This is a genomic window from Micromonospora sediminicola, assembly GCF_900089585.1.
GTDB lineage: Bacteria > Actinomycetota > Actinomycetes > Mycobacteriales > Micromonosporaceae > Micromonospora > Micromonospora sediminicola.
Map to the genome: position 1 here is coordinate 864,047 of NZ_FLRH01000004.1, position 20,603 is coordinate 884,649.

The 20,603-nt window shown below is 75.0% G+C and carries 14 protein-coding genes and 2 pseudogenes; 5 read left to right on the forward strand and 11 right to left on the reverse strand.

From position 1 onward, the window contains the following. Positions 1-9 precede the first annotated feature (9 nt). Complete coding sequence (locus tag GA0070622_RS25505) at positions 10-1,257, forward strand: bifunctional pyridoxamine 5'-phosphate oxidase family protein/GNAT family N-acetyltransferase (RefSeq protein ID WP_091579764.1); 1,248 nt, start codon at positions 10-12, stop codon at positions 1,255-1,257. Next, a pseudogene (leuE, locus tag GA0070622_RS25510) lies at positions 1,254-1,911 on the forward strand (leucine efflux protein LeuE). Before GA0070622_RS25505 ends, leuE begins: the two are co-directional and overlap by 4 nt. A gap of 78 nt (positions 1,912-1,989) precedes the next feature. On the opposite strand, the gene GA0070622_RS25515 reads toward leuE, so the two are convergent. The 10 genes from GA0070622_RS25515 to GA0070622_RS25560 form a co-directional block, all read right to left on the reverse strand. After that, positions 1,990-2,919, reverse strand: coding sequence for a sporulation protein (locus tag GA0070622_RS25515; protein WP_091579768.1), 930 nt, complete (start codon positions 2,917-2,919; stop codon positions 1,990-1,992). Positions 2,920-3,031: 112 nt separating this feature from the next. Next, on the reverse strand, positions 3,032-4,096 hold the full coding sequence (locus GA0070622_RS25520) for a hemolysin family protein (RefSeq protein ID WP_091579773.1): 1,065 nt from the start codon (positions 4,094-4,096) through the stop codon (positions 3,032-3,034). Further along, positions 4,093-5,448 (reverse strand): hemolysin family protein, encoded by a 1,356-nt coding sequence (locus tag GA0070622_RS25525; protein ID WP_091579778.1) that lies wholly within the window; start codon positions 5,446-5,448, stop codon positions 4,093-4,095. Before GA0070622_RS25525 ends, GA0070622_RS25520 begins: the two co-directional genes overlap by 4 nt. Before the next feature lie 165 nt (positions 5,449-5,613). After that, on the reverse strand, positions 5,614-5,943 hold the full coding sequence (gene mnhG, locus GA0070622_RS25530) for a monovalent cation/H(+) antiporter subunit G (RefSeq protein ID WP_091579782.1): 330 nt from the start codon (positions 5,941-5,943) through the stop codon (positions 5,614-5,616). Between the two features lie 64 nt (positions 5,944-6,007). Next, complete coding sequence (locus GA0070622_RS25535) at positions 6,008-6,271, reverse strand: MrpF/PhaF family protein (RefSeq protein ID WP_091579786.1); 264 nt, start codon at positions 6,269-6,271, stop codon at positions 6,008-6,010. Next, positions 6,268-6,921 (reverse strand): Na+/H+ antiporter subunit E, encoded by a 654-nt coding sequence (locus GA0070622_RS25540; RefSeq protein WP_091579789.1) that lies wholly within the window; start codon positions 6,919-6,921, stop codon positions 6,268-6,270. Before GA0070622_RS25540 ends, GA0070622_RS25535 begins: the two co-directional genes overlap by 4 nt. Further along, the gene (locus tag GA0070622_RS25545; RefSeq protein WP_091579794.1) at positions 6,918-8,423 is read right to left on the reverse strand and encodes a Na+/H+ antiporter subunit D; all 1,506 of its coding nucleotides are present in this window, start codon (positions 8,421-8,423) and stop codon (positions 6,918-6,920) included. The genes GA0070622_RS25540 and GA0070622_RS25545 overlap by 4 nt, the downstream gene beginning before the upstream one ends. Continuing rightward, entirely contained in the window at positions 8,420-8,896 is a 477-nt protein-coding gene (locus GA0070622_RS25550; protein WP_091579797.1) for a Na(+)/H(+) antiporter subunit C, read from the reverse strand. The genes GA0070622_RS25545 and GA0070622_RS25550 overlap by 4 nt, the downstream gene beginning before the upstream one ends. A 55-nt stretch (positions 8,897-8,951) precedes the next feature. Next, complete coding sequence (locus GA0070622_RS25555) at positions 8,952-11,789, reverse strand: Na+/H+ antiporter subunit A (RefSeq protein WP_091583987.1); 2,838 nt, start codon at positions 11,787-11,789, stop codon at positions 8,952-8,954. Between the two features lie 131 nt (positions 11,790-11,920). Then, entirely contained in the window at positions 11,921-12,280 is a 360-nt protein-coding gene (locus GA0070622_RS25560; RefSeq protein WP_091579801.1) for a hypothetical protein, read from the reverse strand. Between the two features lie 168 nt (positions 12,281-12,448). On the opposite strand from GA0070622_RS25560, the pseudogene GA0070622_RS25565 reads away from it, so the two are divergent. Together GA0070622_RS25565 and GA0070622_RS25570 are read left to right on the forward strand one after the other, a co-directional pair. Then, positions 12,449-17,235 (forward strand): annotated as a pseudogene (locus tag GA0070622_RS25565) (Lhr family helicase). Between the two features lie 153 nt (positions 17,236-17,388). Beyond that, positions 17,389-18,279, forward strand: a complete 891-nt coding sequence (locus tag GA0070622_RS25570; RefSeq protein WP_245666959.1) for an SAM hydrolase/SAM-dependent halogenase family protein — start codon at positions 17,389-17,391, stop codon at positions 18,277-18,279. Positions 18,280-18,306: 27 nt separating this feature from the next. Here the strand turns inward: GA0070622_RS25570 and GA0070622_RS25575 are convergent, their stop codons facing one another. Continuing rightward, positions 18,307-19,548, reverse strand: coding sequence for a hypothetical protein (locus GA0070622_RS25575; protein WP_091579805.1), 1,242 nt, complete (start codon positions 19,546-19,548; stop codon positions 18,307-18,309). A 108-nt stretch (positions 19,549-19,656) separates the two neighbouring features. On the opposite strand from GA0070622_RS25575, the gene GA0070622_RS25580 reads away from it, so the two are divergent. Beyond that, entirely contained in the window at positions 19,657-20,448 is a 792-nt protein-coding gene (locus GA0070622_RS25580) for a DNA-formamidopyrimidine glycosylase family protein (protein ID WP_091579808.1), read from the forward strand. Positions 20,449-20,603: the final 155 nt, after the last annotated feature.

The window sequence follows — 20,603 nt, forward strand, 5'->3', positions numbered from 1 at the left end:
GGATGCCGCATGTACCCCCCGACCGCACGCACCACCGCCACCCGCACGCGGGACCGGATGCGCTACGACCGGAACACCGCCCACGCGCTGCTGGACGAGGCGTACCACTGCGCGCTGGCGTTCACCGTGGACGGTGAGCCGCGGGTCCTGCCGACCCTGCACGTCCGCGTCGACGACACCCTCTACCTGCACGGCTCGACCGGCAGCCGGCCGCTGCTGGCCGCCCGGGGCGACGCCGGGCTGCCGGTCTGCGTCGCGGTCACCCACCTCGACGGGCTGGTCTACGCCCGCTCCCAGTTCCACCACAGCGCCAACTACCGGTCCGTGGTCGTGCACGGCACCGCCCGGCTGGTCGATGACGCCGCCGAGAAGGCCGCCGTGCTGACCGCGCTGGTGGAGAAGGTGGCGACCGGCCGGTCCGCCGAGAGCCGGCCGCCGAACCGGCGCGAGCTGGCCGAGACGGCGGTGCTCGCGCTGCCGCTGCGCGAGGTGTCGGTGCGCACCCGCACCGGTGGGGTCAACGACGAGCCGGCGGACGAGAGCCTGCCGTACTGGGCCGGCGTGCTGCCGCTGCGCCTCACGCCCGGGCGGCCCGAGCCGGCCCCGGGCGTCACCGCGCCGGTTCCGGCCTACCTGCGACCGGCGGGGTCGCCGTGGCGGGACCCGGTGGTGCTGCGCGGCGAGCACGTGGTGCTGGAGCCGCTGGACCTCTCCCACGCCGAGGAGCTGCACGCCGCCACCGAGGATCCCGAGGTGTGGCGGCACCTCGGCGGTCCGCAGCCGGCCGACGTCGCCGAGATGCGTCGGGTGCTCGCCGCCTACCTGGACGCGCAGCAGCGCGGCGAGCAGGTGTGCTGGGTGCAGCGGTGCGCCCCGACGGGCGCCGTGGTCGGCACCACCTCCTGGTACGAGATCGACCCGGCCCGCCGGTCGCTGGCGATCGGCTACACCTGGCTGGGCCGGCCCTGGTGGCGGACCGGCGTCAACACCGAGGCGAAGCTGCTGCTGCTCACCCGGGCGTTCGAGGAGCTGGACGCGGTCCGCGTGGTCTGGCACACCGACATCCGCAACGAGCGCTCGCAGCGCGCGATCGAACGGCTCGGCGCTGCGCGCGAGGGTGTGCTGCGGCAGCACAAGCAGCGGCCCGACGGCTCCTGGCGGGACACCGTGCAGTACTCGATGCTCGCGCAGGAGTGGCCGAACGCACAGCTCAGGCTGCGGGAACGGCTTCGCCCGGCGGTGCCGGCCGGGTCATGATGTCCGGCGTGCTGGGGATCACCGACATCGGGACGTACGTGCTGGGCACGGTGGCGATCGTGCTGCTGCCCGGCCCGAACTCGCTCTTCGTGCTCGCCACCGCCGCCCGCCGCGGCGTGGCCACCGGCTACCGGGCCGCGGCCGGGGTCCTCGTCGGCGACGCCGCGCTGATGGTCCTCTCCGCCGCCGGGGTGGCCTCGCTGCTCCGGGCGTACCCGCCGCTGTTCCTCGTGATCAAGTACGCCGGCGCGGCGTACCTCGGGTGGTTGGGGCTGGCCATGCTGCGCGGCGCGTGGCGGCGCTGGCGCGACCGCAACGACCCGGCCACGCCGCGCCTGATCGACGAGGTCGAGCCGGCGGCACGACCCGTTCCGGCGGGCACTGACGATCAGCCTGCTCAACCCGAAGGCGATCCTCTTCTTCGTGTCGTTCTTCATCCAGTTCGTCGACCCCGGCTACGCGTGGCCGGCGCTGTCGTTCCTGCTGCTCGGGTTGATCGCGCAGGTGACCAGCGTGCTCTACCTGACCGCGTTGATCTTCACCGGCACGTTCCTGGCCGCCCAGTTCCAGCGGCGTCGGCGACTCGCCGCGACCGGCACCACCGCCGTGGCGATGCTGTTCCTCGGGTTCAGCCTCAAGCTCGCGGCGGGTTGAAAGGAAGGGCCCCCTCTTAACGCGATCGGTAGAGGAAGGGCCCCTTCTTAACACCCGCGCGCGGGGCGGGGACGGCGCTCAGGTGCCGTCGCCGCCGCTCCCGCCGCCACCGACGCCGGCGCCGCCGGCCGTGCCGCCCAGGCCGTAGCCGGGGGCGACGGGCTGGTCGGGGTGGCGGCTGACGTGCGCCGACTCGCGGATCGTGGCCGACCAGTCGGCGTGCGAGGCGGCCGCCGCGTGCCGGTCGATGGCCTGCCGCAGCCAGCCGTCCACTGTCGCCACCCAGTCCCGCTGGTCGGCGCCGGCGTGCCAGACCCGGAACCGGCTGATGCTCTGGTGGGTGACGCCGGCCAGGGAGAGCCGCCGGTCCAGCCAGAACAACACCTCCATGCCGACCGAGGTGGTCACCATGATCACTTCGAGTTCGGTCATCGGGCCGGCGTAGAGCGGAGCGGCCCAGAAGCCCAGCCGCTGCTGGAACGGCAACGTCTGCTCCACCCCGGGCAGCCGGCCCTGCTGGAACCCGGCCTGGCGCATCACGAAGCCGAGCGTGTCCAGCGCGGCGAGCAGGTGCTGCTGGGTGGGCAGCGGATGGATCAGCACCGGCACCATCTCGCCCTGGTCCAGGTCCGGGTCGACGGACACCTCGGTGCGCAGCCCGGTACGCAGACTCAGCAGCGGCACCCCGCCGAACATGGTGACCGGCGTCTCCCACGGCAGCGGCACCGCGAAGTCGACCGCCCGCCGTCTGCCGGCCGGCACCACGAACCGCCCGGCGATCGGCCACCGGTGGTACTGCACGAGCCGGCGCGGCGACCCCGGGTCCTCCGGTTCGACGGATGTGACCAGCCCCAGCCGGATGTGCCGGACCGGGACGTCCTCGCCGTCGGCGCGCAGGATCACCCGCCCCGGCAGGCGCAGTCCCGGCCGGGTGCTCGGGTTCGGCAGCGTGGTGCTCACCGAGAGCCCGGTCCAGGCCGACCCCCGCGACACCCCGGTCAGCCGCATGCGGTGGCATTCCCGCTGCCCGCCCCCGCATGCGCCCTCCGCCGGGGCCGGATCGGCGAGGTGGCGGCATCCGGGCGACCCGGACACCGCCACCTCGACACGAGGGTGGGGATCAGCGCATCCGTCGGCCCCGCGGCACCGGGTCGGTCTCGTCGTCGAACTCGCCGATGACCTCCTCCAGCAGGTCCTCCAGCGCGACGAAGCCGATCGGCCGGGTCGGCCCGCCGCCGTTGCGCACCAGCGCGAGCTGGGCCTGCCGGCCGCGCATCGCGGCCACCGCCTCGGTAACCGATGCCTCGGCGGGCAGCGTGAACGCGTTCGTCATCAGCTCCTCGGCGGTCGCCGGGCGCCCGGTGGTGACCGCGCGCACCGCCTCCCGCACGTGGACCAGGCCGCACACCTCGCCGCCGGCGTCGACCACGGCCAGGCGGGACCGGCCGCTGTCCCGGGAGACGTGCTCGATCCGCTCGGCGGTGTCGTCCCGGCGGACCGTGACGATCCGGTCGAACGGTTCCATCACCTGGGCCACGGTGGTGCCCTGCAACTCCAGCATGCTGGTCAGCAGCTGGTGCTGCTCGGCGCCGAGCAGGCCGTGCTCCCGGGACTGCTCCAGCAGGATGCGCAGCTCGTCCGGGCCGTGCACCTGGGCGAGCTGGTCCTGCTGCTGCACGCCGACCAGTCGCAGCATCGCGTTGGCCAGCCCGTTGAGCAGGGAGAGGACCGGGCGGGCGATCCGGGCGAAGGCCCGGAACGGCAGCGCCAGCAGCATCGCCGAGCGCTCCGCGTCGGTGATCGCCCAGGACTTCGGGGCCATCTCGCCGACCACCAGGTGCAGGAACGTGACGAGCCCCAGCGCGAACACCAGGGCCACCACGTGGCTGGCCGCGTCCGGCAGGCCGACCGCGTGCAGCAGCGGACTGAGCAGGTGCTCGATGGCCGGCTCGGCCAGCGCACCGAGGCCCAGCGTGCACAGCGTGATGCCGAGCTGGGCGCCGGCCAGCATCAGGCTCAGCTCGCGGACGCCGTCCAGCGCCGCGCGGGCCGCCCGGCCACCACCGGCCGCCGACTGTTCCAGCCGGTACCGCTTGGAGGCGACCAGCGCGAACTCGGCCGCCACGAAGAACCCGTTGAGCGCCAGCAGCACTCCGGAGAAGATGAGCGCGAAACCGGGGGTCATGCCGCTCCCTCCCCGGGCACGTCGGCGGTCGGGCGCAGCCGCACCGAGTCGGCCACGTGCCGGTCCACGGCCAGCACCTCGACCAGCACCCGGGGCCCGGACGCCGACTCGTCGCCGTCGACCACCTGCGCGATCTCCAACCGGTCACCGACCTCGGGCACCCGGCCCAGCTCCCGCATGACCAGCCCGGAGAGCGTGTCGTACTCCGGCGCCTCGGGCAGCTCGATGCCGGTGCTGTCGGCGACCTCGTCGATCCGCCAACGCGCCGGCACCACCCACGAGCCGTCCTCCTGCCTCGCCGGAGCGCGCTCCGGCGGGTCGTCCTCGTCCCGGATCGGCCCGACCAGCTCCTCCGCCAGGTCCTCCAGCGTGATCACGCCGGCGAAGCCGCCGTACTCGTCGACCACGCAGGCGAGCTGCCGGTGCCCGGACCGGAGCCGGTCCAGCACCGTCGGCAGGGGCAGCGTCTCGGGCACCAACAACGGGGGTACGGCCACCGCGTCGACCCGGGTGGTCGCGCGCTCGGCCGGGGGCACCCCCAGCACGTCGGCGATGCCGACGATGCCGACCAGGTCGTCGACGCCCTCGGCGCCGCGCACCGGGAACCGGGAGTGGCCGGTGTCGAGCATCTCCACGATCCGGCTGACCGGCTCGTCGGCGCGGACGGTGTGCACGTCCACCCGGGGCACCATGGCCTCACCCGCGGTCAGCTCCCGGAAGTCGAGGCCCCGGTCGAGCAGGTCGGACATGGTCGCGTCGAGGTGCCCCTCCTCCCGGGACTCGGCGATGATCTGTTCCAGGTCCTCCGGGGTCGCGCCGCTGGGCAGCTCCTCGATCGGCTCGATGCCGACCCGCCGGAGCAGCCGTACGGCGGCCCGGTCGAAGAGCGTGATCAGCGGTCCGGCGATCCGCAGGTACATCAGGGTGGAGCGGGACAGCGCCCGGGCCAGCGGCTCGGCCCGGGCGATGGCCAGGTTCTTCGGGGCCAGCTCGCCCAGGACCATCTGCACCACGGTGGCGATGACCAGGGCGAGCACCACCGACAGCGGCAGCGCCACGGCGCTGGACACGCCGGTGAGGCCGAGCAGCTCGGCCAGCCCGGCGCCCAGGAACGGCTCGGCGACGTAACCGACCAGCAGGGCGGTCACGGTGATGCCGAGCTGGGCGCCGGAGAGCATGAAGGAGAGCCGCCCGGTGACCTCCAGGGCCCGGGCCGCGGCACGGTCGCCACCGTCGGCGAGCTGCTTGAGCTTGCCCCGGTCCACGGCGACGTAACCGAACTCCTGGGCCACGAAGTAACCGGTGGCGGCGGTGAGCACGATGATGAGAAGAAGGCCGACGAGGATCAGCACGGGAGGTTCAGGGCTCCCGGGGTCGTCGGGTCGGGAAGATGCCGGGTACGACCCGGCCGGCTACTGCTGCCCTCCGGGGCAGGAGAGTCGATCATGCCGCCATTTTATCGGTGCTCGCTGGACGCCCGCTGAAGGTGCCGAAAAGCCTCCCCCACGTCCGGTTCCTCACCGTTCGGCCAGCTCGTCGACGTCCAGCAGCGTCCGGTCGACCCGCCCTGACCGGTAGGCGGCCCGGCCGATCATCTGCGCGGCGACCGGCGCGGTGGAGAGCTGGAAGATCGCCACCAGCGCCAGCATGCCCAGGTCCGACGGCGTACGCAGGCGCAGCGCCAGGCCGGCCAGGAGCAGCAGCACGCCGAGCACCTGCGGCTTGGTGGCCGCGTGCATCCGGTCCAGCGTGTCCGGGAAGCGCACCAGCCCGATCCCGGCGACCAGGCTGAGCAGCGCCCCGGCCAGCAGCAGGATCCCCCCGGCCCAGTCCGCGACCCCGCTCACGCTCACGCTGACCCCCCGTCTGTTCGCGACTGCGGGGCTCGCAGGCCCGGCTCACTCCTCGCGCTCACGATTCGGCCCGGACGGCGAAGCGGACCAGCGACACCGACCCGACGAACCCGAGCAGGGAGAGCACCACCAGGATCGGCAGCGTGCTGGCGTGCCGGTTGACCGCCGCCTCCGCCCCCACCGCGCCGAGCATGGCCGCCAGCAGCAGGTCGGCGCCGACGACCCGGTCGAGCAGGGACGGGCCGCGGTAGATCCGGGCCAGGGCGAGCAGCGCGGTGGCCGAGAGCAGCACGGTCAGCGCGACGGCGAGCAGAACGGTCACGGGTGGTTCCTCCGTTCGACGGGTTCGAGGTCGAGCTGCCGTACCTCGGTGGGAGAGCCGACGGCGCGGACGATGCGCCGTTCGACGGAGAGCACGCGCTCGCGGCTGCCGGCCAGGTCTTCGGGGCCGCGGACGTCGAGCACGTGCACGTAGAGCACGCCCCGCGCGCGGTCGATGTCGAGGATCAGGGTGCCCGGCACCAGCGAGATCACCTCGGCGGTGAGCGCCAGGTTGAGGTCGGTGCGGACCCGCAGCGGCACCGCGATGATCCCACCGCGCGGGCGGTAGCCGGGGCGTACCGCGACGGCGGCGACGTGCAGGCTGGCGCTGACCAGCTCCGCCACGAACGTGCCGGCCAGCACCAGCAGCGCGCCCGGGCGCAGCCGGCCGCCGAACGTGACCGGCGGCAGCGGGAAGAAGACCAGCACGGCCGTGCCGAGCACCAGGCCGGCGAGCAGGTTGCCCCAGGACACGTCGCCCCAGAGCAGCAGCCAGGCGACGACCAGCCAGCCGAGCGCCAGCGCCTGGTCGCGCCGCCGCCCGCCCCGGCCCACCGCCGGCGCGGGCGGGTCCGGCCGCGGCGTGGCCTGGGGTACGTCGCCGGTCGGCTCCCCCACGGGGCCCCGACCCGGGGGCAGGTCGTCGGTCACGGCACGTCCCGGGGCAGCACGGCCCGCACGTACGGGGTGCGCTGGCGCAGGTCGGTGGCGGCGTCGGCGGTGACCTGGAACAGCGGCCCGGCCGCCAGGGTGAGCAGCACGCCGATCGCGACCAGCGCGGTGGTGGCCCCGACCATCAGGCCGGGCAGCCGCACGATCGGCGTGTCGGTGGCCAGCCGGGGCGCCCGCCAGAACGCGATGTTCCACACCCGGGACGCGGCGTAGAGGGTGAGCAGGCTGGTCGCCGTCCCGGCCACGACCAGCACGAAGGGCAGCGGACCGCCGGCCGACACGCCGGCCTGGAGCAGGCCCAGCTTGCCCAGGAAGCCGGAGAACGGCGGGATGCCGGCGAGGTTCATCGCCGGCACGAAGAAGAGCACGGCGAGCAGCGGGGTGATCCGGGCCAGCCCGCCCAGCCGGCGCAGGTCGGTGCTGCCGGCCCGCTCCTCGACCAGGCCGGCGACCAGGAAGAGCGTGGTCTGGATGGTGATGTGGTGCACCACGTAGAAGATCGCCCCGGACAGGCCGGCGACGCTGCTCAGCGCCACCCCGAAGATCATGTAGCCGATGTGGCTGACCAGGGTGAAGGAGAAGAGCCGCTTCATGTCCGACTGGGCGACCGCGCCGAGGATGCCGACCACCATGGTCAGGCCGGCCACCACCATCAGCAGGCCGTCCACCTGGCCGCCCGGGAACAGCAGCGTCTCGGTGCGGATGATCGCGTACACGCCGACCTTGGTGAGCAGGCCGGCGAAGACGGCGGTGACCGGCGCGGGCGCGGTCGGGTAGCTGTCCGGCAGCCAGGCGGAGACCGGGAAGACCGCCGCCTTGATGCCGAACGCGAGCAGCAGCATGAGCTGCAAAGTCAGGCGTACGCCGGAGGGCAGCGCGTCCAGCCGGCCGGCGAGCTGCGCCATGTTCAGGGTGCCGGTGGCCGCGTAGACCAGCCCCACGGCGGACAGGAACAGCATCGACGACAGGATGCTGACCACCACGTACGTGGAGCCGGTGCGCAGTCGGGCCTCGGTGCCGCCGAGCGTGATCAGCACGAAGCTCGCGGCGAGCAGGATCTCGAAGCCGACGAACAGGTTGAACAGGTCGCCGGCCAGGAAGGCGTTCGTCACGCCCGCGGTGAGCACCAGATAGGTGGGGTGGAAGATGCTCACCGGCGCCGTCTCGCTGGTCTCCCCCCGCCCCTGGCCGATCGAGTAGAGCAGCACGCAGAGCGTGACCGCCGAGGAGACCACCAGCATCAGCGCCGCCAACTGGTCGGCCACCAGCACGATGCCGACCGGCGGCGGCCAGCCGCCCACCCGCACCACCACCGGCCCCTGCCGGTACGCCTGCACGAGCAGCACCGCCGCGACCACCAGCACGCTGCTCAGGCACAGCACGCTGATCGACCGCTGCAACCGGGGCCGTCCGGCCAGGATCAGGGTGAGCGCGGCGCCGAGCAGCGGCACCACCACCGGCAGCGGCACCAGCGCGCTCATGTGCCGTCCCGGCGCAGGCGGCGGCGGGCGGGCTCCGGGTCGACCTGCTCCGGGTCGTCGTCCGGGCCCTCGCCCCCCAGGTCGGCGGTGGACACCTCGTTGCGCTCGGCGAGCCGGACGATCTGCCGGTCCTCCAGGTCGTCCTGCACCTCGTCGTCGCCGCTGGTGTACCAGCTGCGGTACGCGACCGCGAGCAGGAACGCGGTCAACCCGAACGTGATCACCACGGCGGTCAACACCATCGCCTGCGGCAGCGCGTCGCTCATCGCACCGGCCGGCGCGCTGCCGACCAGCGGCGCCTCGCCGGACCGCCCGCCCAGCAGGATGAGCAGGTTCACCCCGTTGCCGAGCAGGATCACGCCGAGCAGGATCCGGGTCAGGCTGCGCTCCAGCAGCAGCGTGACGCCGGTGGCCACGAGCACCCCGACCGCCAGCACCAGCACCAACGTCGGCCCGGCCGCCCCCCGCGTCACGGAACCTCCCATGATCGCGACTGCGGGGCTCGCAACCCCGGCTCACTCCTCGCGCTCACGGGGTCCCGCCCTCGCGCTGGACGGTCAGGCCGCGACCCGGTTCGCCGGCGGCCTCCACGTGCCGGTCCACCTCGGCGCCCAGGCTGCGCAGGATGTCCAGTACCAGCCCCACCACCACCAGGTAGACGCCGATGTCGAAGAAGAGCGACGTGACCAGGTAGAAGTGGCCGACCAGGGGCAGCCACAGGTCCACCTTCACGCTCTGCAGCACGTCGCCGGTCAGCGCCAGGCCGACCACCCCGCTGCCGACCGAGACGGCCAGCCCGGCGCCGAGCACCATCCCGGCGCCGACCGGCGCGGCCTCGGCCAGCTCGTACCGCCCGCCGGCCAGGTAACGCAGGGCCAGCGCGAGGCCGGCGACGAGCCCGCCGGAGAACCCGCCGCCCGGCGCGTTGTGCCCGGAGAAGAGCAGGAACAGCGAGAAGAGCAGCATGGTGTGGAAGATCAGCCGGGTGACCACCTCGAACACGATCGAGCGTCGCCGCTCGCGCAGCGTCTGCCCGCCGCGCAACCAGACCGTGCGCCGGTCACCGGGGCGCAGCCCGGCCGGCTGGGGCCGGCGTGGCCGGGGCCCGGTGCGGGAGCGCTCGAAGATCAGGCTGGCCACCCCGGTCGCGGTCACCACGAGCACCGCCAGCTCCCCCATCGTGTCCCAGGCCCGGATGTCGACCAGGGTCACGTTGACCACGTTGCGGCCGTACCCCTCGGCGACGCTGAGGTCCGGGAACGCCGCGGAGATAGACGGCGCCCGCCGCGCGCCGGACGCGGCCAGCGCCAGGCCGGCCATCACCAGGCCGGCGGCGAGCCCGACGCACCGGCGTACCCAGCGGCTGCGGCGCAGCGGCCGGGCCGAGAAGCGTTCCGGCAGCCGGCGCAGCACCAGCACGAACACGGCGATGGTGGCGGTCTCCACCAGGAACTGGGTGAGGGCCAGGTCCGGCGCGCCGTAGAGGACGAACATCATCGCGGTGCCGTAGCCGGTCACGCCGACCAGCAGCATCGCGGTGAGCCGGCGACGCGCGCCCACCGCGAGCACCGCGGCGACCGCGATCACCACGCAGACCACCAACTGGGCGGGGTTGTCCCAGGGCGCCAGGTGGACCCGCCAGGGCGCGGTGGCCAGCATCGCCGTGCCCGGCACGAGCACCAGGGCGACCAGCACGGTGCCGAGGTACTGCGGCAGCGAGCCGCGCTGGGTGGCGCCGGTGACCTCGATGGCGAGCAGGTCGAACCGGTGCGTCACCCACTCGTACCCCTGGTTGCCGCCGACCGGCGACCGCAGCCGGGCCAGCACCGGGGTGAGCGGGCCGCGGACCAGTTGCAGCACCACGCCGCCGGCCAGCACCAGGGCGGAGAGGCCGAGCGCCGCGGTGGGCCCGTGCCACAGCGCCAGGTGCTCCTCGACCGGGCCGAACAGCTCCGCGTACGGCTCGAACAGGTCGCTCAACCAGCCGGCGGCCGGGCCGGCGACGAACCCGGCCACGGCGAGCACCGCGGGCGGCACGAGCATCGCGGCCGGGGGCCGCGCCATCTCGGTGTCCGGCACGCCCGGCCGGGTGCCGAACGCGCCCCACAGGAAGCGGATGCTGTAGGCGACGGTCAGCGCGCTGCCGGCCACCAGCACGGCCAGCACCAGCGGGTCTCCGGTGAACGCGGCGAGCACCGCCTCCTTGCCCACGAACCCGAGCAGCGGCGGCAGCCCGGCCATCGAGGCGGCGGCCAGCCCGGCGACCGTGGCCAGCACCGGGGCGGCCCTGCCCACCCCGGACAGGTCCCGCAGGTCCCGGGTGCCGGCCTCGTGGTCGAGGATGCCCACGACGAGGAAGAGCGCAGCCTTGAACAACGCGTGCGCCGCCAGCATCGCCACGCCGGCCAGCGCCGCCTTCGGGGTACCCGCCCCGAACATCACCGCGAGCAGGCCGAGCTGGCTGACCGTCCCGTACGCCAGCAGCAGCTTGAGGTCGGTCTGCCGCAACGCCGCCCACCCGCCGATCGCCAGCGTGACCAGCCCGGCGACCACGGTGACCGGCCGCCACGGCCCGGCCGGCGCGAGCGCCGGGCCGAGCAGCCCCAGGAGGAAGACGCCGGCCTTCACCATCGCGGCGGCGTGCAGGTACGCGCTCACCGGCGTGGGCGCGGCCATCGCCACCGGCAGCCAGGCGTTGAACGGGAAGATCGCGGACTTGGCCAGCGCGCCGGCGAGGACGAGCAGCACCGCCGTGACCAGGTAGCCGCCGCCGGGCAGCGGCGCGGCGGCCACCACCGACCAGCGGTAGCCCCCGGCGTGGTGGCCGAGCAGCAGGAACCCGACCAGCATGGCCAGCCCGCCGAGCGTGGTGACGGTGAGCGCCTGGGCGGCGGCCCACCGGCTGGACCGGCGCTCGGTGCTGTGCCCGATCAGCAGGTAGGAGAAGACCGTGGTCAGCTCCCAGAACACGTAGAGCAGCAGCAGGTCGTCGGAGACGACCAGACCGACCATCGCCCCGGCGAAGGCGACCATGACGGCGGCGAACCGGGCCAGCCCGACGGAGCCGGCCTCGAAGTAGCGGGCGGAGTAGACCAGCACCAGCGCGCCGACGCCGCCGACCAGCAGCAGCATCACCCAGGACAGCGTGGTCACCCGCAGCGCCAGGTCGAGGTTGAGTTGCGCGATCCAGGGGTAGGTCTCGACCACCGCGCCGCCGTCGCGTACCGCCCCGGTGTGGGCCACCGCCCAGCCGGCCGTGGCGGCCGGGGCGAGCGCGAGCAGCAGGCAGGCGCGCGGCCCCCAGGTGCGAACCAGCAGCGGGGCGAGCAGCGCCGCCACCAGGTGCAGGATCAGCAGGACGAGCACACGCACTCCCGGTCGAGGCGACAGCGCGCGGGGGCACGCTGCGGGTACGACCGATCAGACGCCACTTCCGCACCCACCCGCGCCGTTTTCCGAAAACCCACCCACCCCCGAGGGGTGCTGTGGAACCGGGTTCAGGGGAGGGGGGCCGGGGTGGGGGTGGGGCGGAGGTCCGCCGAGGCAGCCGGGTGGCCGAGCTGGCGGGCCGCCTTGTCGACGACGCGTTGCGCGGCCGCGAGGGAGCGGACCGGCAGCCGGGCGTCGCGGGTCTCCCGACGCAGGACGAAGTAGTGCACCGCGGCCCGGACCAGGGCCCGGTCGGCTGCGCTGGAGAAGGCGGTGGCGACGACCAGCTCGCGCAGGCGCCGGGCCAGTTCCTCGGCCAGCTCCAGGTCGGAGCCGCGCAGGTTGGCGCGGAGCGCGGCGAGCCGGCTGTCGACCTTGCGGATGAGCACGTCGGTGCCGGGCCTGGAGCCTCGTTCCTCGACGGTCATCCACGCCTCCAGCCACGCCGCGTTGCGAGTGAAGTTACTTTATGTTGCACCCTGCAAGCAAGCAGTTAAGTAAGACTTAACGGATTAACCGCCCATTACTCGCGTGGAATGTGTGCCCGGGACAGAACCGGTCCCACGTCCGGCCGGATGTCACACCGGCGCGGCAGGATGGTGGGCGTGGCGGACGACGTGGCCCCGGCCGACGGGGTGCTGGCGGAATTCGGCGCGGCGACGCGGGACTGGTTCGCCGCGGCCTTCGCCGCGCCCACGCCCGCCCAGCGGGGCGCCTGGCACTCGGTGGCCGCCGGGCGCAACGCCCTGGTCGTCGCGCCCACCGGTTCCGGCAAGACCCTGGCGGCGTTCCTCTGGTCGCTCGACCGGCTGGCCAAGGAACCACCACCCGCCGACCCGAGGCGGCGCTGCCGGGTGCTCTACGTCAGCCCGCTCAAGGCGCTCGCCGTCGACGTGGAGCGCAACCTGCGCGCCCCGCTCACCGGCATCCGCCAGGCCGCCACCCGGCTCGACCTCGTCCCGCCCGACATCACCGTCGGCATGCGCACCGGCGACACCCCGGCCGACGAACGGCGGGCCTTCGCCCGCACCCCGCCGGACATCCTCATCACCACCCCGAGTCACTGTTCCTACTGCTCACCTCTGCCGCCCGCGACTCGCTGCGCGGGGTGGACACGGTGATCGTCGACGAGGTGCACGCGGTGGCCGGCACCAAGCGCGGCGCGCACCTGGCGCTCTCCCTGGAGCGCCTCGACGCGCTGCTGGAACGCCCGGCCCAGCGGATCGGGTTGTCCGCCACGGTCCGCCCGATCGACGTGTGCGCCCGGTTCCTCGGCGGCGCCCGCCCGGTCGACGTGGTGCAGCCGCCGGCCGACAAGACCATCGAGGTCAGTGTCCAGGTTCCGGTGGAGGACATGACCCGCCTCGACGAGCAGGAGCCCCCGGAGGACGAGCTCGGCGGCCTCGGCCCGCGCCGGCCCTCGATCTGGCCGGCCGTGGAGGAGCGCGTGCTCGGGCTGATCCGGGCGCACCGGTCCACCATCGTCTTCACCAACTCCCGGCGCAGCGCCGAGCGGCTCTGCGCCCGCCTCAACGAGCTGGCCGCCGAGGAGTTGGAGGCGTCGACCCCGCCCGGGGGCAGCCGCGTGGCCCGGGGCGGTGAGCCGGTGCGCGTATCCGATCTGTTGCCGACCGGCGACGGCCCGCCGGCCGGTGCCGGCGGGCCGGCGGACGGCGACGGTCCGGCGGACGCGGCAGGCGGCCGGGACGGGGCCGCCGCGGCCGGTGGCCGGGACGCGGCCGACAGGGCCGGCGGCCGGAGCGGGGCCGAGGCGTTCGGCGGGCCGGTCGGGCCGGTGCGCGCGCCGCGGCAGCCGCCGGAGGTGATGGCGCAGTCCGGCGCGGCGGCCGGCGCGCCCCCGGTGATCGCTCGGGCGCACCACGGCAGCGTCTCCCGGGAGGAGCGCAAGCACATCGAGGAGGCGCTCAAGTCCGGCCAGCTCCCCGCCGTGGTCGCCACCTCCAGCCTGGAGCTGGGCATCGACATGGGCGCGGTCGACCTGGTGGTGCAGATCGAGGCGCCGCCGAGCGTCGCCGCCGGCCTGCAACGGGTGGGCCGGGCCGGGCACCAGGTCGGCGCGGTGTCGCGCGGCGTGGTCTTCCCCAAGCACCGCGGCGACCTGCTCTCCTGCACCGTCGTGGCCGAGCGGATGGGCGAGGGCGCGATCGAGGAGTTGCACTACCCGCGCAACCCGCTCGACGTGCTGGCCCAGCAGATCGTCGCCATGGTGGCGCTGGAGCCGTGGCAGCTCGGTGACCTGGCCGTGCTGGTGCGCCGCGCGGCGCCCTTCGCCGAGCTGCCCGACTCGGCGCTGCACGCGGTGCTCGACATGCTCTCCGGGCGCTACCCGTCGACCGCGTTCGCCGAGCTGCGACCCCGCCTGGTCTGGGACCGGGCCACCGACGTGCTGACCGGCCGGCCCGGCGCCCAGCGGCTCGCCGTGACCAGCGGCGGCACCATCCCCGACCGGGGTCTGTTCGGCGTCTTCCTGGCCGGCGCCGAACGGGCGGCCCGGGTGGGCGAGCTGGACGAGGAGATGGTCTACGAGTCCCGGGTCGGCGATGTGTTCCTGCTCGGCTCGTCGTCCTGGCGGATCGAGGAGATCACCCCCGACCGGGTGCTGGTCTCCCCCGCGCCCGGCCAGGCCGCCCGGATGCCGTTCTGGAAGGGCGACCAGCTCGGCCGCCCGGTGGAGCTGGGGCGGGCGATCGGCGCCCGGGTCCGCGCGCTGCTGCGGCAGTCCGACACCGACGCGATGGCGGCGCTGCGCGCCGGCGGGCTGGACGACTGGGCCGCCGGCAACCTGATGACCTACCTGCGCGAGCAGAAGGCGGCCACCCGCTCGCTGCCCGACGACCGGACGGTGGTGGTCGAGCGCTTCCGCGACGAGCTGGGCGACTGGCGGTTCGCCGTGCACTCGGTGCTCGGCGCCCGGGTCAACGGCCCGTGGGCGCTGGCCATCGGCCGCCGCCTGGCCGAGCGCTACGGCGTGGACGCCCAGGTCATGCCCTCCGACGACGGCATCGTGGTCCGGCTGCCGGACACCGCCGACGAGCCGCCCGGCGCCGACGTGGTGGTCTTCGAGCCGGACGAGATCGCCCAGCTGGTCGAGGAGTCCGTCGGCACCTCGGCGCTGTTCGCCTCCCGGTTCCGCGAGTGCGCGGCCCGGTCGCTGCTGCTGCCCCGCCGCGACCCGCGTCGCCGTCAGCCGCTCTGGCAGCAGCGTCAGCGCGCCGCGCAACTGCTCGACGTGGCCCGCGAGTACGCCGACTTCCCGGTCACCCTGGAGGCGGCCCGGGAGTGCCTCCAGGACGTCTTCGACCAGCCGGCGCTGGCCGAGCTGATGCGTGACCTGGCCGCCCGCAAGGTGCGCCTGGTCGAGGTGGAGTCCGAGCGCCCGTCCCCCTTCGCGCGGTCGCTGCTCTTCGGCTACGTCGGGGCGTTCCTCTACGAGGGCGACGCGCCCCTGGCCGAGCGGCGTGCCGCCGCGCTGGCCCTCGACTCCGGGCTGCTCGGGGAGCTGCTCGGCCGCGTCGACCTGCGGGAGCTGCTCGACCCGGCGGTGCTCGCCGAGACCGAACGCCAGCTGCGGTGGCGCACCGAGCAGCGCCGGCCCCGCGACGCCGAGGACGTGGTCGAACTGCTCCGCGTGGTCGGTGACCTGAGCACCGCCGAGCTGGCCGAGCGGGGGGTGCCGGACGCCTGGCCCGAGGAGCTGGCCGCGGCCCGCCGCGTGCTGCGCGTCCGGATCGCCGGCGAGGACCGCTGGGTGGTCGTCGAGGACGCGGCCCGGCTTCGCGACGCGTTGGGTGTGGCGCTGCCCGTCGGCGTGGCCGAGGCCTACCTGACCCCGGTGGCCGACCCGCTCGGCGACCTGGTCGCCCGGTACGCCCGCACCCACGGCCCGTTCGCGGCGGCCACCTGCGCGGCCCGGTTCGGCCTCGGCGTGTTCGTGGTCGAGCAGGCGCTGCGCCGGCTCGCCGGCAACGGCCGGGTGGTCTCCGGCGAGTTCGCGCCGGACAGCGTCGGCACGCAGTGGTGCGACGCCGAGGTGCTGCGGCTGCTGCGCCGCCGCTCCCTCGCGGCGCTGCGGCGGGAGATCGAGCCGGTGCCGCCCCGGGCACTGGCCGCGTTCCTGCCCCGCTGGCAGCAGGTCGGCTCGTCGGCCCGAGGGGTCGAGGCGCTCGCCGCGACCGTCGAGCAGTTGCAGGGCGCGACGGTGCCGGCGTCCGCGCTGGAGCGTCTGGTGCTGCCCGCCCGGGTGGCCGACTACTCCCCCGCCCAGCTCGACGAGCTGTGCGCGAGCGGCGAGGTGGTGTGGGCCGGCGCGGGTGCCATCTCCGGCGGCGACGGGTGGGTGGCGCTCGCGTACGCCGACGTCGCGCCGCTGCTGCTGCCGCCGCCGGACGAGGCGCTGACGCTCACCCCGCTGCACGAGTCCGTGCTGGACGCGCTCGGCGACGGGCAGGCGCTCTTCTTCCGCTCGCTCGCCGACCGGGTCGGCTCCACCGACGACGCCGCGCTGTCGGGCGCGGTGTGGGACCTGGTCTGGGCCGGTCACCTCACCAACGACACGCTCGCCCCGCTGCGGGCCGCCCTGGGCGCCGGCGGGGCGCACCGGTCCCGGCCGTCGGCGCCGCGCACCCGCTACCGCCGCCCCGGCCGGGTCGCGCTGCCCAGCCGCGGCGGCCCGCCCACCATGGCCGGCCGCTGGTCCCGACTGCCCGAACGCGACCTCGACCCGACCCGGCGGGCCGCCGCCCTGGCCGACCTGCTGCTCGAACGGCACGGCGTGGTGACCCGGGGCGCGGTCGTGGCGGAGCAGGTGACCGGCGGTTTCGCCGCGGTCTACCCGGTGCTGTCCGCGCTGGAGGAGCGCGGGGCCGCCCGGCGCGGCTACTTCGTCGAGGGCCTGGGCGCGGCCCAGTTCGCGGTCCCCGGCGCGGTCGACCGCATCCGCGCGCTGACCGACGACACCCGGGACCGGGGCGGCCCGGCCGTGGTGCTGGCCGCCACCGACCCGGCGAACCCGTACGGCGCGGCGCTGCCCTGGCCGGAACGCGTGGTCGACTCCGGCGACGGGACGGCCCCGGCCACCGGCCACCGGGCCGGCCGCAAGGCGGGTGCGCTGGTCGTGCTGGTCGGCGGCGACCTGGTGCTCTACGTCGAGCGGGGCGGGCGCACGATCCTGTCGTTCACCGACGACACCGACACGCTCGGCGCGGCGGGCAAGGCACTCGCCGACGCGGTGCACTCCGGCGCGCTCGGCGCGATCTCGGTGGAGCGCGCGGACGGCGAGGCGGTGCACACCTCCCCGCTGCGCGACGCGCTCACCGCCGCCGGTTTCCGGGCCACCCCCCGCGGCCTGCGCCTGCGCGGCTGACCTGCCCTGTCCGCCCCCGTTCTAAAGGTGGAACCCGTCGAGACCCGTTCGGAGATCACGAGGAGGGCAGATGGCGACTCCCGCCCAACCCGACGACATCACGTCGTACACCCGACGACACCGCTCCCGGTGCCCCGCACCGGCGGGCCGGCGATGATCCGGCCCACCACACCGGGTGGCCCTGACGCGGACGGCGTCGGCACCCTGCCCTGCGTCTCGCTGACCACCGACTACGGGCTCGCCGACGGGTTCGTGGCGGCCTGCCACGGCGTGCTGGCCCGGCTCGCGCCCACCGCCCGGGTGATCGACGTGACGCACCTGGTGCCGCCGGCCGACGTACGCCGGGGCGCGGCGGTGCTCGCGCAGACCGTGCCGTACCTGCCGTGGGGGGTGCACGTCGCGGTGGTCGACCCGGGGGTCGGCACCGAGCGGCGTGGGATCGCGCTGGCCACGCCCGGCGGGTTGCTGGTCGGGCCGGACAACGGGCTGCTGGTTCCGGCGGCGGAGGCGCTCGGCGGGGTGACCGACGCGGTGGAGCTGACCAACCCCGACTGGTTGGGCCCGGTCGTCTTCCGCACGTTCCACGGGCGGGACGTGTTCGCGCCGGTGGCCGCCCGGCTGGCGCTCGGCGCGCCGCTCGCCGAGGCCGGGCCGGCCGTGGATCCGGGCACCCTGGTCCGGCTGCCGGAACCGGTGGTCCGCGCCGAGCCCGGCGGCCTCAGCGCCGAGGTGCTGACCGTCGACCACTTCGGCAACGTGCAGCTCGCTGCGCCCGGCGCGCTGCTCGACGGCCTGCCGTCCCGGGTGCTGGTGAACGGGCACGAGGCCGTGCACGGCCGCACGTTCGGCGACGCCCCGCCCGGCGCCCTGGTGGTCCACGTCGACTCGGCCGCCCGGGTGGCCGTCGCGGTGAACACCGGCCGAGCCGCCGACGCCCTCCGCGCCACCCCGGGCGACGTGCTCACCATCACCACCCCCCGCCCCGGCGATCGTGCGGTTGACGCCCCGACACAAGGGACGAAAGCCCCGGAGAGAGGGCCGTAACTGCAAGATCGACGGGGGGTCGGAGGGTCAGCAGCGGGGGACGGTGCCGCCGTAGACCGAGGACAGGTACGCGTGGCTGACGTAGGTGCCGCCGACCAGGCGGTACCACCTCGTCGTGGTGCGGTAGGTGCCGGCGATCCGCTGGCCGGTCACGTAGCACTGGACCGGCACGTGGGCGTGGGTGGCGGCCAGGCCCCGGCTGGCGTACGTGGTGCTCGCGCCGGTGCGCAGGTTCAGCGGCCCGGAGCCGACCACCGCCCGCGCGCCGCCGCCGGTCCACAGCAGCGTCACGTCCACCCACGCGTTGTCGCGCAGCCGCAGCCCGTCCCAGAACGTGCCGTCGGCCAGGTCCAGCCCGGCGGGGTTGCGCACGGTCCGCCCGAACTGGTCGCGTCCGCCGTTGTAGCCGTTCTGGTAGGCGGCCTGCGCCTCGGGCAGCCCCTGCGGCAGGTCCTTCCAGTTCTCCCGGACCGCCGCCGGGTTCCACCAGTCGTCCCGGGTGTTCCACGGGCCGACGTCCCAGACCGGGGCGTACTCGCAGCGGCTGCCGGTGGTGGTGCAGACCTTGACCGTGTAGTCGCCGGTGTCCCGGGGGGAGAGACCCCGCCGGGTGGGCAGTGCCGCGAAGTGGTCCCGGGTGGCGACGGTGTGCCCGTTGGCGGTGACGCCGCCGACGAGACCGATCCGGGTCGCGTACACCCGGTAGGTGCGCGCGGCGGCCGGCTGGGCCGCGGTGGCCGCGACCTGGTCGGCGGTGAGGGTCAGGCCGGTCACGGCGGCCTCGGAGGCGGCGTCGCGGGTGGTCAGCACCACGCGTGCCTGCACCCGGGTGACCGGCTGGTCGAAGACCGCCTCGGTGGCGTCGCGCCACTCGGTCCAGCCCCGGGCGCGCCAGCCGCGTACCTGGGCCGTCGCGCCGCCGCCGTCGGCGGTGCGGGCGGCGAGCCGGGCGCGGACCCGGGTGGCGGGCCGGTCCAGCGCGCGCGGCGCGACGAGCAGGATGCCCTCGGCGACCGGGCCGCCCGCCGCGGCGGGTCGGGTGCGGGCGCCGGGCCGGGGGTCGGCCAGCCGCAGGCGGCCGGACCGCCAGGCGACGTTGACGTCGTCGCCGCCGCGCACGGCGAGGTCGACGGTCCAGCGCTCGGCGGCGGGGCGGTCCGGGGCGGCGGCGGGTGGCGGCGCGGCCGTCGCGGGGGCGCCGGGCAGTCCGGCGGTGACGGTGAGCAGGGTGGTCAGGGCGACGAGGGTACGTCGTCGGGCACAGGCCATGTCATTCTCCTCAGAACCTCCTGATCGTTGCGTTTCCGCAGATCAAGTGGAACCTCAGTACAAATAGCGACACATGCGAATTCCACTCGGCCGGGGGACAATGGGCGGGTGCCCGAAGGCGACACCGTCTGGAACACCGCGCGCGTCCTGCAACGCGCGCTGGCCGGGGCCCGGCTCACCGGGTCCGACTTCCGCGTGCCGCAGCTGGCCGCCACCGACCTGACCGGCTGGACCGTGCGCGAGTCGGCGAGCCGCGGCAAGCACCTGCTGCTGCGTCTCGACGACACCGACGCCACGCCCTGGACGCTGCACTCGCACCTGCGGATGGACGGCGCGTGGCGGGCGTACGCGCCGGGCGAACGCTGGGCGGCCCGGCCGGCCCACCTGATCCGGGTGGTGCTCCGCTCCCCCGGCGCGGTGGCGGTCGGCTACCACCTGCACGAGCTGGCGCTCGTGCCGACCGGCGAGGAGGAGTCGCTGGTCGGTCACCTCGGGCCGGACCTGCTCGGGGCGGACTGGGACCCGGACGAGGCGGTCCGCCGGCTGTCCGCGCACCCGGACCTCAGCATCGGCGAGGCGCTGCTCGACCAGCGCAACCTGGCCGGGGTGGGCAACCTCTACAAGTGCGAGGTGCTGTTCCTGCGCGGCGTGTCCCCGTGGACGCCGGTGCGCGCGGTGCCGGACCTGGCCGGCGCGGTCACGCTGGCCCAGCGACTGCTGGCCGCCAACCGGGGGCGCTGGACGCAGAGCACCACCGGCGTGCTGCGCCGGGGCGGGACCAGTTACGTCTACGGCCGGCGGGCCCAGCCGTGCCGGCGCTGCGGGACCGCGATCCGCAAGGAGGAGCTGGGCGACCGGGTCACCTACTGGTGTCCGGCCTGCCAACCTGAACGCGAGTGACGTGGAACTTCCACGAACCGTCGAAGATCCCCCGAGATACGGACGATTGGGTACTTCCCTCCCGCACCTTCGGCATCGCATGCTGCGGTGGACCGCTCACCGATCGTCAGCAGCGCGTACGCCCGCCACGCCGGGGTGACGGCCGGCGCGCCCCG